The 13,389-nt window shown below is 38.8% G+C and carries 8 protein-coding genes, 2 pseudogenes and 1 other annotated feature; of the genes and pseudogenes, 4 read left to right on the top strand and 6 right to left on the bottom strand.

What is annotated here, in order from left to right:
- Window positions 1-216 precede the first annotated feature (216 nt).
- Complete coding sequence (locus JCM9152_RS20060; RefSeq protein ID WP_035347393.1) at window positions 217-519, bottom strand: hypothetical protein; 303 nt, start codon at window positions 517-519, stop codon at window positions 217-219.
- A gap of 182 nt (window positions 520-701) precedes the next feature.
- A pseudogene (locus tag JCM9152_RS22495) lies at window positions 702-1,029 on the bottom strand (transposase); the annotation flags it as partial.
- A gap of 111 nt (window positions 1,030-1,140) precedes the next feature.
- Between JCM9152_RS22495 and JCM9152_RS23820 the strand changes: the two are divergent.
- A complete protein-coding gene (locus JCM9152_RS23820) occupies window positions 1,141-1,275 on the top strand; it encodes a hypothetical protein (RefSeq protein ID WP_268870765.1) in 135 nt (44 codons plus the stop codon).
- A 109-nt stretch (window positions 1,276-1,384) separates the two neighbouring features.
- Entirely contained in the window at window positions 1,385-1,588 is a 204-nt protein-coding gene (locus JCM9152_RS20055) for a hypothetical protein (protein ID WP_035347391.1), read from the top strand.
- Between the two features lie 181 nt (window positions 1,589-1,769).
- Here JCM9152_RS20055 and JCM9152_RS20050 read toward each other — a convergent pair whose 3' ends face one another.
- Window positions 1,770-3,599 carry a coiled-coil domain-containing protein gene (locus JCM9152_RS20050; protein ID WP_035347389.1) on the bottom strand — a complete coding sequence of 610 codons (1,830 nt, stop codon included), beginning with the start codon at window positions 3,597-3,599 and terminating at the stop codon, window positions 1,770-1,772.
- Window positions 3,599-5,659 carry an efflux RND transporter permease subunit gene (locus JCM9152_RS20045; RefSeq protein ID WP_035347387.1) on the bottom strand — a complete coding sequence of 687 codons (2,061 nt, stop codon included), beginning with the start codon at window positions 5,657-5,659 and terminating at the stop codon, window positions 3,599-3,601. Before JCM9152_RS20045 ends, JCM9152_RS20050 begins: the two co-directional genes overlap by 1 nt.
- 141 nt (window positions 5,660-5,800) lie before the next feature.
- Here JCM9152_RS20045 and JCM9152_RS20040 point away from each other — a divergent pair, with 141 nt between their 5' ends.
- The gene (locus tag JCM9152_RS20040; RefSeq protein ID WP_035347386.1) at window positions 5,801-6,367 is read left to right on the top strand and encodes a TetR/AcrR family transcriptional regulator; all 567 of its coding nucleotides are present in this window, start codon (window positions 5,801-5,803) and stop codon (window positions 6,365-6,367) included.
- Between the two features lie 565 nt (window positions 6,368-6,932).
- On the opposite strand, the gene tyrS is transcribed toward JCM9152_RS20040, so the two are convergent.
- Window positions 6,933-8,174, bottom strand: a complete 1,242-nt coding sequence (gene tyrS, locus JCM9152_RS20035) for a tyrosine--tRNA ligase (RefSeq protein ID WP_035347384.1) — start codon at window positions 8,172-8,174, stop codon at window positions 6,933-6,935.
- A gap of 48 nt (window positions 8,175-8,222) precedes the next feature.
- Window positions 8,223-8,433, bottom strand: a binding site (T-box leader).
- A 136-nt stretch (window positions 8,434-8,569) separates the two neighbouring features.
- Here tyrS and JCM9152_RS20030 point away from each other — a divergent pair.
- Complete coding sequence (locus tag JCM9152_RS20030; RefSeq protein WP_035347381.1) at window positions 8,570-11,407, top strand: transglycosylase domain-containing protein; 2,838 nt, start codon at window positions 8,570-8,572, stop codon at window positions 11,405-11,407.
- 149 nt (window positions 11,408-11,556) lie between these two features.
- Here JCM9152_RS20030 and JCM9152_RS20025 read toward each other — a convergent pair.
- Window positions 11,557-13,119, bottom strand: a pseudogene (locus JCM9152_RS20025) (IS1182 family transposase); the annotation flags it as partial.
- Window positions 13,120-13,389: the final 270 nt, after the last annotated feature.

The raw sequence follows: 13,389 nt of genomic DNA, 5'->3' as shown, positions 1-13,389 counted from the left end.
TATTTTTTAACTAATTTCAGACCCTAGAAAACCTTGATATATCAAGGTTTCTAGGGTCTTGTTTATTTCTAGCTTTGTAAAATAAGGCATTCTCCCGTAACGATTTGCGGTAACCTGCAAAAACGAACAGATTACGTGGGTCAGTCGGGGCTGTATCAAAAGGTCATAAAAAATGACCTTTTGATACAGCCCCTTTTTCTACTTTACTATTACACTCTATTTATTTTTCAACTCTTCAATGTTTTTATTAAGTCGGCTCAATTGTCGAATCATCATCCAATTTTGTTCAACTATGGCTGATAAGTAAGTGACTTTTGCTTGTTCCTCAGCCTTGGCAAAACTGAGAGCCATACCAGCCTTAAATAATCCGTTACCGGCAAGATCATTGGCAACTCTACTTAATACAGCTAAATCCTTCTCATCAAGATCTTCAAGTTGATATTTGTCCATAAATTTTGCAATTTGTTTATCTTGCTTTGATTGTTTACCTTCTTCAGATTTACCACCAAATAACCCCATTGTAAAACCTCCTTTTTCGATATGATCTTAGTATTCGACAAAAGGAGAAATTTTACTTCATAAAAAAGACGACGTTCTCGAATGTGCTTAAAGAGCAGCCTTACAAGCCAACAAACCATTCATATTTCTCCATCACAAAGTAAGACCGGAAAAAATAATTAACGCCGGAATAGCAATTACATAAGATAGAACCCACGATAAATGATTTTAAACGATAGATTTTGTTCGGATAAAACAGCCAATAAACTGTTCTAAAGACCATGTTAATTGAAGTTTTTCTTCAAAAAACTCGGCTCATTTCCCCTTTGATTTACAGTCTTTACGGCGCTCTACATACATTTCTTAAGCCACTTCACTAGCATATTTTTTTATGCTGTTTCGTTTCAATTCTCGAGCAATAGTTGAATGGTGACGATTTAGTTGTTTCTCCATTTGTCTAGTAGACCAGCCTAGCTTTTGAAGAGCTTCTAGTCGTCCACGTTCAAACGTGGTAAGATGCGAGTAGCTCATGATAAACCGCCGTGTAAGAGTTGTGTGGTAACTTCAGTTTACACTGAGGACCATGGGCTTTTTAAAATAGTTTATATCAAGTATTTATAATTGGATAAAGGAGTAATGTTCATGGAATTTTTAGTACTTTTAGGGATTTTTATAGTTTTGTTTATCACTTCTAATACTATAGAAAAGAAGGTAAAGTCTATACACGAACAAAATGAACAAATAATACAATTACTTAAAGAAATTAAAAATAAATAATTTCGAGGACACAAGCAACATAGATATGCGGGATGACATCTATTGACTCGCTTTCTTACATGAAGATAAAGCTACTCAATACATCGAAATAACACGTTATCGAACGTTTTTGACCATTGGAGATAAAGACTACCTAAGCCCTTCGGATATTCACTTAAGGGATTATATAGATATTCGATACTATACGATAACGCTAGAAGAAAAAGATATTGAAGATCCATATGTCCTTGATTTTGATCCTGATGATATTAATTATGATTACCATTTAAGAGGTGGTTATGTAGATGGAGACAAAGTATTTATATTGGAGTAAAAATAACGATAAATCGTTTCTTTTTTGACATCTCTCTAATCTTCTTTAGAAAAAAAGACAAAAGCCTTGAAATCGTTGTTATATCAACATTTCAAAGCTTTTTCTTTTTTATAGATTATTAATCGTCTACGTTTAGAAAGGAACACGTCGCCTGTATCCCAACTCTTCATCAGGAAAGACATTATGATACAAATAAACGAATGAACCTACTCCAAAACCCTTCCTCCTGCTCTTCTTCTTCAACTAGCTCCTCTTCTTCTAAAGAAATAGACGCTGTTTGCATGATAAATTGGACAGAGTCGACATGTTCATTTTGTTCTGAGACGAAAGAGACAACGTCTAAGTCTGATTTGTCATATTCGCCAATCATTTCATTGATTTCATCTTCCATTTGCTCAGGGAGGTCACTTGTCGCTTCATATAGCTCTTCTGTTCCCTCTTCAAGCTCACGAACGCCACGTTCAAATTCTGCTGTTCCATCAGCTAGCTCCCCTATTCCTTCATGCAGGTCACTATAAGAATGAGCTAGCTCGCCAATTCCATCCATATAGCTTACGAGTCCATTATGGAATTCACCATATTGACTTGCCATCTCATTCAGCCCGGTCACTAATTCATCTAATGCTTCCAATTGCTCAAAATCGGAGAGTGAGCTAGACAGCCCGTTTGAAATAGTGGTCAACGCCGTCGCCATCTCCGTTAATGAACTAGACATCAATGGAAGGTTGTCGTCCACTGCTCGTAATCCTTCGTTAACAGCATGATATGTGCCTTTGACCGTTAACGAAGCAGAGTAACTCTCAACTAACTTAGTTACAACCTCCACATCGGCTCCACTCTCATATAGCTTAGCAATATCTTCCTCAGAAATAGCATGATCTGGAATCTCACTAATCACTTCATCTAAAGTTGCCAGGATACGTTGGTAATTTTCATGTAATTGCGTTAATCCTTCTGCACCTTCATCTAACCCTTCTCCTATTTGCTTTAAACCTTCAGACAACTCAGTCACTCCATCCAAATCACCATCAAAGGAAGACTCATTTAGAGCACGACTAATTTGTTGGAGCGATGAATGAATCGTCGCTGATGCCTCTAACAGATCATCAGATGCTTCGGACACTTCATTTATACCACCATGAAATTGAGAAGAGCCGTCTTCTAAGCTAGTTGTGCCTTCATGTAATTCACTTGCACCCGCTCTTAGATCAGCGACACCGTTATTTAATTCTTCAATCGCATCAGATAATGTTCTCATTTCATCCGTTAGTTCATTATCAGGAACATCAATCGCCATCGATGGTGGAATCGCAGCGATTTCAATGCCATCCATTTCAAAATCGTTTACATCTGCCATCACCGTTAAATCAGCATCTTGCTCTGGCATAACCGTAAACGTTAATTGCTGATTTTTCCCAGCATTTGCGACTGTTGCTCCTTCCGCTTCAGTTACCTTTGCTAAGTCAGAATCAAACGTAATAGTTACTTGCAGCAAATAATTTTCATAGAAAAGCGAATCAACCTGCTCATTCGCTGATGTTTCAATTTGAATACGAAGCTCTCCCTCTCCACCTGCAAGCTGATCAGCTGTAACAGATTCCCCGTTTAACAAATAAGAAACCGACACATTCCATGGTAGCGGTGTATCTTGTAAGTACCCTTGATAATAAAATGAACCTTCGTCTGCAGTGAATTCAACCTTTTGATCCTTAAATGAAAGGTCGGATAGATCCGTTAAATTCTTGACACGTTCATAATTGCCGTAATCATGAATGACCCCAGCCTCTATCACATCAAAAATATTGACCACATACACGTTCTCCAGCATACCTGTAGCATTTAAATTTGCATAAATAACCTCGTCTTTTCCATTACTCACACCAGTTCCACTAGCATGGACACTAGTAGAATGATCAGATTGTTCGTCCTCTCCTATATCAGCATAGCTAAGGAAAGGAAACAGCATAAGTATAACTACTAACAGAATCGCTACCCATCGCTTTCGTCTCATTATTCATTCTCCTTCATAAAATTTGCTTTCCACGTTGTTTTTTCAATGATTTTATCAAATATGACTAGAATAGCCGGTAAAAAGAACACAACTAGTAGAAATGCTAATAAAGCTCCTCGCCCTAGTAACAATCCGATTGAACCAACGATCGGATTAGAAGACGTAATCCACAAAATAAACCCAACACTCGATAAAATCGCTGCTGAAATAGAAATCGAGAACGTTTTTTCATTTAATGTTTTCTTAATGGCTTCCATAGCTGAATGCTGTTTCCGATTCTCTTTGTAACCTTCTGTTAACAAAATCGCATAATCAACAGTAGCAGCTAGTTGCACGGTACTAACAATTAAGTAGCCTAAATAATCTAATGTCATATTCGAAAAATAAGGGACAGACAAGTTAATCCAAACAGCTGCTTGAATCGTTAAGATCAAGACAACTGGAAATGAAATCGATCGGAATGTAACGAATAAGACAATTGCAATCGCTAAGACTGTCATGAGATTAACGACTGTATTGTCTTTAGAGGTGATCTGTTTCATATCATATAACGTCACACTTTCCCCCAGAATAAGTACATCTTCACCGTAATACTGTTCGGCCTTCTCTTGTACTTCTTCTACAATTGAAAAGGCAAGATCACCTTCTGCAGCCGTTTCTTTATTAATAATAATTCGACTATAATTTTCTGAAAAGAATTCATCAGTTATCGATTCATCCAAATATTCTGGTGGAATGACCGAGCTAACAGCTTCAGAATAAGAGATGACACTTTTGATTTCATGTATTTCATCTAACTCTTGAATGAGCTCCACTTCTCTTACCATCTCATGACTTGGAACGAGCAAAACCATTTGTGTTAATTCACCAAACGCTTCTTGTATTTCACGTGAATCACTTCCCGCTCTAGTCGATTCAGGCTGCTCCCCTAATCCATATGTGAAAACCGTATTATTTTGTGCTAAGAACGCCGGTACCATCATTAGTAGAACAAGAATAAGAACAGGAAATCGTGCTTTCATGACACCTGACCCAATATTACGAAATGGACGAATGAAAGGCTTATGCTGCGTACGATCAATCCACTTATAGAAACACAAAGTGAGGGCTGGTAAAAATACGATCACACTAATGAAGCTAAGCGCTATTCCTTTCACCAAATTAAAACCAAGATCAGCGCCAATTTCAAAGCTCATAAATGTTAAAGCAATAAACCCAAAGAAGGTCGTTGCTGCACTCGCTGAAATAGCAGGAAACGCCTTTTGGATCGCGAGCTTCATTGCTTCTACTGGTTCGTAGTTGCGTTCACGATAATCAGAGAATCGATGTAACAGAAAGATCGCATAATCTAATGAAACGGCAAGCTGTAAGATTGGACTAACAGACTGTGTAATAAATGAAACCTCTCCGATGAATAGATTCGTACCTAAATTAATCAAAACAGATACACCAATAGCCGTAAGAAAAAAGACAGGCTCTATCCATGAATTCGTTGAAACAACGAGGATCAATATAATAATAGGAACTAATAATAATGCTGCATATAACGATTCTGATCCTGCCATTTGCTGAGAAACAGCTGTATCAACCGCTTCCCCTTCCATCGCATTCTTTTCACCAATTAATTCGTAAATCTCGTTCGTAATTCTCACTTCTTCGCCTTCTTGAATACGAAGGGTCATAAGAGCACGATCATTCAAATAATAAGATTCAACAACATTCTCATCGATGATTTCAATCGGTATTTTCAAATCAATGACATCATCTAACCACATCACATTTGAAACTCCGTCAATCTCCTCTAGGTGGTCTTTATATACTAAAGCTTCTTGAATCGTTACATCATTTATTAATACTCGGGCATTCGGAACTGCTCCATCAAACTCTTCATTCATGATGTCTATTGCCGTTGTCGATGGAGCATCATCAGGTAAGTAATCAGCCATATTGTAATTGACAGATACAAAAAATTGCGCAATCGCACAAACAAGCGTAATGATAAGAAAACTCGTAACGATTCGTTTTCGATATGTAATAATCAGGTCTGCTATTCGATCCAAGCTGATTCCCCCTTGCTTTAACCTCACCACCAAATTATAATAACACTGTGTTGATTAATCAACATACAGTTTATTAAAAGACGTTCAATATCCAACATGTAAGCATTTTCTTGTTGTTTATAAAGAAAGAGGTGATTGAAAATGAGTGAAAAACTTGATCGCAGAAAGCAATACACACGTATGGTATTAAAGAATAGTCTCATTGAATTATTACAAGACAAGCCGATCAACATGATTTCTGTGAAAGAAATTTGTCATATCGCTGACATAAACCGTTCTACCTTCTATGCTCATTACACAGATCTTTATGACCTGCTCCAGCAATTAGAAGAAGAAATTATTCAAGATATTAAGGGAACATTAACAAGCTACACATATACAAATGAAGAAGATTCATTGGCGGTCACGATCAAACTGTTAGAATATATCGCTGAGCATAGTAATAGCTGCCAAACATTATTCAGTGAACACGGCAGCCCTTCGTTCCAAAATGAAGTCATACATATCGCTCAAGATTGTGCGATTGATCAATGGGTAACATATAATAACATCCCCCCTCACATTGCAGAATATATTAGTCTGTTCATGGTCAATGGAAGTATTAGAGTCATTCAGCAGTGGTTGAAAAATGGAATGGATCAAACACCGAAGGAGATGGCAGAAATCATTCATGAATTTTCCGAAAGAGGAATCGCATCATTTACATAAAAAAAACCGCGGTAGCGGTATTTTCTTATTAGCGTTGTGTGGAGCCGTTACAACGGGTTCAAGTTTTTATGAAAGTGGGGTTCTTTCAGAAAAACGCGTAACGAGCGAAGCCAACGCTCTTCATTGAATTTCCCCGACAGCTTCTTCGGTTCTTCTCACACTGCCTGCCTCGAATTTTATACTTTCTTATTCTTTAAAGGGTTGTGTCTAGCTGTTAATAGGGTTTAGTTCGTAAATACGTGTATCAAACGTAGACGACAGCTTTTGCAACCAACAAAGGTAATCCTCATTCCTCTAAATAAGAAGAAAAACGCTTCCTGAGAATAAAATGTAGGTCTCATTCCCCTATATTGGCTTTTATGGCTCCTTTGGAACTCATTTAGCTTAAATAGCGGAATGAGGAGCCGTAACGACATGAAACAGGGAATGAGGGGGGAAATAGAGGAAGGAGGAACCGCATAGAGCGCGTAACCTTTGCATCCCTCTTCTACGACATTTATACATTCTTATTCTGCATAAAAAATGCTTGAAGGAAGTTTGACTCCTTCAAGCACTTTTCACCTATTTACTTCATGATCTTAACAAACTTCCTTTTCCCAACTTGAATGACAAGGCCGTCCTCTAGTTCCACTTGTAGCTGGACATCGCTAACTTTTTCTTCATTGATCTTCACACCACCATTTTGAATCATTCGTCTCGCTTCACCTTTAGATGGCATCATCTTCAATTCAACTAATAATTCAACAATCCAAATCGGGGATTCGCCTTCCCACTTCACTTCTGGGATATCAGTTGGCAATGAACGTTTTTGGAAGACCGTTTGGAAGTACTCCTTTGCTTGCTGTGCAGACTCTTTGCTATGATACATTTCAACAAGCTTAGCTCCTAGGTTCATCTTCGCATCTCGAGGATGAATCGAACCTTCCTCTAACCCTTTTTCTAATGATTCAAGTTCTTCCATTGGAAGATCAGTCGCAAGCCTATAGTACTTAACCATTAATTCATCTGGGATGGACATCGATTTTCCGAACATTTCATTTGGGCTTTCATCAATACCAATATAATTCCCTAATGACTTGGACATTTTTCGTTCGCCATCTAAGCCTTCAATTAATGGTAACGTTAGAGCCACTTGCTTTTCTTTTCCGTATGCATCCTGTAAATGACGCCCCATTAATAGGTTAAACTTCTGATCTGTTCCCCCTACCTCTATATCTGACTCTAATGCTACTGAATCATATCCTTGCATGAGTGGGTAGAAGAATTCGTGCACGGAAATCGCTTGACCTGACTTATACCGTTTTTCAAAGTCATCACGCTCAAGCATTCTCGCTACAGTCATATGACCTGCTAATCGAACAACATCCTCAAAAGTGAGCGGCTTCAACCATTCAGAATTGTAGTAAAGCTTAGCCTTATCCATATCTAAAATTTTGCCGTACTGTTCCACATATGTTTGGGCATTTCTCTTCACTTCTTCATCTGTTAATTGCTTTCTCGTTTCAGACTTTCCAGTTGGATCCCCGATTCGTCCTGTGAAATCACCAATTAACATTTGAATTTCATGACCAAGCTCTTGAAACTGTCGTAATTTATGTAAGACGACAGTATGTCCAATATGAACATCAGGTGCAGAGGGATCCATACCAAGCTTGATTTTCAAAGGTTTTCCTGATGTCACCGACTTTTCAATTTTTTTTCGAAAGTCCTCTTCTGGGACAATCTCAACAACTCCACGCTGTAAATAAGCTAATTGGCGCTCCACTTCAGCTTTTTGTTCATTTGTTAATGTAACTTCCTTTTCCATACAATCAGCTCCTTTAAAATTTGACACAAAAAAGACCCCACCCCCTAAAAAAGGGACGAGGTCCTCGCGTTACCACCCTTGTTGCTACACTTTTTGCTACGTATAGCCACTTCATTTTCATAACGGCAAAAACCGTTCTTTGTTCACAAAGAAAGCTCCAGGCTGTAATTCATCCAAGACTTTTGTACTGATTCCCACCAACCATCAGCTCTCTATCTCCAGGGAAGTTTGGATTACTAAGACCGTTCAACGCTATCATCACTATTTATTTGGATGATCCATTTTTATCATAACCTTCACATCGATGTCAAGATGAATGAGACAAAATCGAACATTTCATATCGTCACTCGACGGCTTGTGCTATAATATATCATGAATTTAGGAGGTAAAAAACATGGAAAAAGAAAACTCAACTTTCTTAGAAAAGGTAAGAGGTTTCTCCAAGGTCCTACATCAACGAACGTTATTTCGGACAATCGGAATTACGTATCAAGTCTTTTGGAATTTATTTCTTATTTTTCTAGTCTTAATATGCATGTTGATCTTTTTTGCTGGTGGAGCTGCTGCTGGTTATTTCGTCTCACTTGTAAAAGACGAACCTCTTCTTTCTGAAGATGAAATGCGAACAGCCGTCTATGACTATGAAGAAACGAGCCAAGTTTTCTTTGCTAACGATGTCTATTTAGGTGAATTACCTTCAGATATTGAAAGACATGAGGTTAGTTTAGAAGACGTTTCTGAATATGTTATTCAAGCTATTATCGCAACAGAAGATGAATACTTCTATGAACACGAAGGCATCGTTCCTAAAGCAATCATGCGTGCGATGTTTCAAGAAGTTGCTAATTCCTCCCTACAAACAGGAGGAAGTACGCTTACACAGCAATTAATTAAAAATCAAATATTAACAAATGAAGTATCCTTTGACCGTAAAGCAACCGAAATTTTATTTGCGATGCGCTTGGAGAATTACTTGGAGAAGGACGAAATTTTAGAAGCCTATTTAAATATCGTTCCGTTTGGTCGTAACGCATCTGGTCGGCAAATCGCAGGTATTCAAGCAGCAGCTCAAGGTATTTTTGGCGTCGATGCTTCGGAGTTATCAATCCCACAGGCTGCATATATTGCTGGTTTGCCACAAAGTCCGTTTGGCTATACACCGTTTCGCAATGATGGATCGATAAAGGATAGCATTGATCCTAGTATAAACAGAATGAGTACAGTCCTATCTAGAATGTACGAAGCTGGATATATTACGGAAGAAGAACGTGCTGAAGCATTAGCATATGATTTTGAAAAGAGTTTCGCTGATTTTACACCTTCACCTATTGAAGAGTATCCATATTTGACGTATGAAGTACTCCGAAGAGCGATTGATGTTCTATCCAAACAACAGATGGAGGAAGATGGCGTTGACCTATCAGAATTAGATCAAGAAGAGCAGCTTGAAATGAGACAGCGTTATCAGGAAATAGCATCACGAGACCTTCGAGGAAACGGTTATCGTATTCATACAACCGTTGACAAAGATATTTATTTATCGATGCAAGATTCGATTCAAAATGACGGTTTATTTGGTCCAAATAAAGGGGGAAAGCCTGAGCAAGTCGGGGCTGTCTTACTTGAAAACAGTACAGGAGCGATTAAAGGCTTTGTCGGTGGTCGAACAGAGGGTAGTGACGATCATTATAATCGTGCGACGCAAGCATATAGACCGAACGCATCTACGATGAAACCATTAGTCGCTTATGCACCTGCTCTTGAAATTGGTGCTGTTCAACCAGGAATTGTGATTCCTGACACGAGAGATCACTACCCAGATGGTCAAGAAATACGTAACTTTGACCGTCAGCATTTAGGTCTCCTCTCTGTAAGGGAATCGGTAGCACGATCACGAAATGTGCCAGCCGTTCGAGCTTATCGAATGGTGCCTTTTGAACAAAAGCGACAAACGTTACTAGACTTAGGATTCTTCTTACCAGCAGATGCACCTTACGAATCATCTACACTCGGCACGAATGATGTAACAGTAGAACAGAATACGAATGCTTATGCAACATTCGCAAACGGTGGGACATATGTCGAATCTTATATGATTGAACGAATTGAAACGGCTGATGGTGAATTAGTCTATGAACATGAACCTGAAACGCGAGAGGTCTTCACACCGCAAACGTCTTATTTGATGATTGATATGATGAGAGACGTATTACGTGGAGTCGGTACCGCTTCATCGTTACCAAGTCGACTATCGTTTTCAGCCGACTGGGCAGGGAAGACAGGTACTTCTGGTGAGGACCGAGATTCTTGGTTTGTTGCTTCTAACCCAAACGTCACGATGAGTGTTTGGATCGGATATGATGATCAACATGTGATCGAAGGTCGTTCTGGACCTAAAACACAACAAGTATGGGCAAACCTAGCTAATGCAGCTTATTCAGTTGACCCTGATTTACTAGCGCCTAGCAATCGGTTTGAAGCTCCGAGTGGTATTGTGAGTCGTTCCATTTGTAGCTTAACAGGGATGCTTCCTTCTACAGCATGCCAAGAAGCAGGATATGTGACGACTGATTTATTTAACGCACAATTTCTCCCTTCTGAAGAGGATGGTAGTCTTGAAAGCACCCGTTATGTAACAATTAGTGGCAAAAATTATATCGCATTAGATTCAACACCATCGGAATTCACAGAAAAAGGAATAAAGCTATCTGATAGTTTTTGGGATATTGATAATATCGGGCAATATTTACCTGATTCGATGCGAAATATTGTACTAGGTGATGAAGCACCAAATAATGGGCGTATCCCTCGAGATGTAGAAAACGTTCGAATTAACGGAGACGAGTTACGATGGTCTGTTCACTCAGACAATGATATTATCGGCTACCGTGTATACCGTGCAACGAACGGAACAACAAACTTTGAACCTATCGCAACCATAGTCGGGAATGAAACAACCACTTATTCAATTAGAGGAAATTCAAATTCCTACTATGTCACTGCGATTGACACAGCTGGACGCGAGTCAGCACGCTCGACGATCGCTGAAGGAAAAGACTATGTTCCAGAAATAATTGAAGAGGAAGAGGACGAAGAAGAGGATCAGGAAGAGAGCAACAGGTCCTCTAATGAACGGCAAAATGAAAATGCTAACGCCAATAGCAACAACAATTCCAATAACGGAAACAGAGGGAACAATAATCGAAATGACAATGATGAAGAGGAAGATTAACTCTTTTGACATTCAGATTCGAAATTACTTCGTTTAAAAGCAAAGAGGCTGGGACAAAACTAGCTTTAAGTAATGAAAAAGGTGAATTTGAGCACGCTCAAATTCACCTTTCTCTATTTTGCCTGTAAATTCTTCTATTATCTTAGCTGTTGGGCCGTGTACTTTCTTAAATTCACTGCCATTAACGCCAGACCCATTTCGTTTTCTACCTTCGATTTCCCTCGTACAGAAAATCGAGTGAAACGCAAATTAGCCTTCAAATATCCAAAAACTGGTTCCACATCGATTTTGCGTTTTCGATAAATGGCACTCGTTTTCTCTTCTGAAAGCTTCGCTCGTACATATTCTTTTTGCTGTTCCCATTTTTCATTCACCATTAGTTTTCGATGATTGCCTTCTTTTGCTTTTGTACATGATGAACGGAATGGGCATCCCGAACAGTCTTTGCACTCATAGATTTTAAACTTCCGTTGGAAGCCTGTTCGGTCACTACGGACTGAATGATATTGAAATTCAAGACGTTTCTGGTTAGGGCAAGTATAGGTGTCTGTACCTCCATCATACTGCCAGTTGTGGGAATTAAATTGGTTTTGTTTGTATGTTTTCTTTTGTTCCTTCAAATACATGTTATAGGTAATAAGAGCTTCTCGTTTTCTGTTGGAGAGGATATCGTGAAAGTTTTGTTCACACCCATAACCGGCGTCTGCGACAATGTGTTTCGGTAACTCGAAATAACGCTGTTCGATCTCATCTAGAAAAGGAATGAGTGTACGTGTATCTGTTGGATTCGAAAATATACTATAGGCAAGTGTGTATTGACCTTCTGTTGCGATCTGTGCATTATACCCAGCTTTCAATTGACCGTTTTTCATATAGTCATCTTTCATACGCATAAACGTCGCATCAGGATCACTTTTTGAATAACTGTTACGTGTACCAAAGATTTCAAGGTCTCGTTGGTATTTCTGTTTACGTACGATGAAATCCATTAACTGTTTACGGACCTGTTTTGGGTATTTCCGTTCACTTCTTAATTCTTTTCGTTCAGTCACATCCGCTGATGCTTCAATCTTTTGGTCATAGTCGGAAATCACATCCTCTACTTTTTGAACCATGTGGGCTAGTTCTTCAAGTGTGACTTGTTCTTCACTTTCACGTTCGATTTCTGGCATGATTTCTTTTTCGAGAAGTTCGTTGTAAATTTGGTTGGACTTTTCAATGACGCCTTGATGGTAGTTCTCGACCGACTTCTTCCAGACAAACGTAAATTTATTCGCATTCGCTTCAATCTTTGTTCCATCAATAAAAATCGCTTCTTGGTCGATATGCTTTTCTTCGACTAATTGGCAGCGGAATTGAACAAAACATTGACGGATTAATTCTTTTACTTCTGGTTCTACTCGGAAGCGATTGATTGTACGATAGCTTGGTTTATATCCTTGAGCGAGCCACATCATACGAATACTATCGGTTAATAATGCTTCAATCTTCCGCCCTGAGAAGACAGATTGAGAGTAGGCACATAAGATAATTTTAAGCATCATACGCGGATGATAAGCTGGGCAGCCCTCGTTTCGTAGAAACAGATTAAACGCTTCATTAGGAATACTTTCAACTAAATGATGGATATGAAAGGCAATATCGTTCGTTTGTAATTTCACTTCTAAATCTAAAGGCAAAACTAATTGATTCATGTTATAATTCTTAAACATAAGGACACTTCTTTCTGATTATATTTTGTATGGTAACTTAATTTTATCAGAAGATGTCCTTATTTTAATGCAAAATGAATCAAAGCCGGTGAAATTTTACTTGTCGTAAAATTTCACCGGCTTTTTCATTCAAGAGATGGGTTTTGTCCCAGCCCCTTCAGCCTGTCGACAAAGTCGACAGGCTTTTTTGTTTAGTAGTCAGGGTTCGGCCCTCCGATCTCGCTACCGGGATGGGGGGCACGCTTTCCGCAGGCGGGCGTTGAACTAACC

The organism is Halalkalibacter hemicellulosilyticusJCM 9152, assembly GCF_000513115.1.
Classification (GTDB): Bacteria; Bacillota; Bacilli; order Bacillales; family Bacillaceae_D; genus Halalkalibacter; species Halalkalibacter hemicellulosilyticus.
Note: the sequence above shows the minus strand (reverse complement) of the source record. Positions and strands in the feature narration are given on the sequence as shown.

Excerpts from the sequence above, each read along its gene's own strand:
- JCM9152_RS20060 (WP_035347393.1), bottom strand. The coding sequence starts at position 519 with ATGGGGTTATTTGGTGGTAAATCTGAAGAAGGTAAACAATCAAAGCAA.
- JCM9152_RS23820 (WP_268870765.1), top strand. The coding sequence starts at position 1,141 with ATGGAATTTTTAGTACTTTTAGGGATTTTTATAGTTTTGTTTATCACT.
- JCM9152_RS20050 (WP_035347389.1), bottom strand. The coding sequence starts at position 3,599 with ATGAGACGAAAGCGATGGGTAGCGATTCTGTTAGTAGTTATACTTATG.
- JCM9152_RS20040 (WP_035347386.1), top strand. The coding sequence starts at position 5,801 with ATGAGTGAAAAACTTGATCGCAGAAAGCAATACACACGTATGGTATTA.
- tyrS (WP_035347384.1), bottom strand. The coding sequence starts at position 8,174 with ATGGAAAAGGAAGTTACATTAACAAATGAACAAAAAGCTGAAGTGGAG.
- JCM9152_RS20030 (WP_035347381.1), top strand. The coding sequence starts at position 8,570 with ATGGAAAAAGAAAACTCAACTTTCTTAGAAAAGGTAAGAGGTTTCTCC.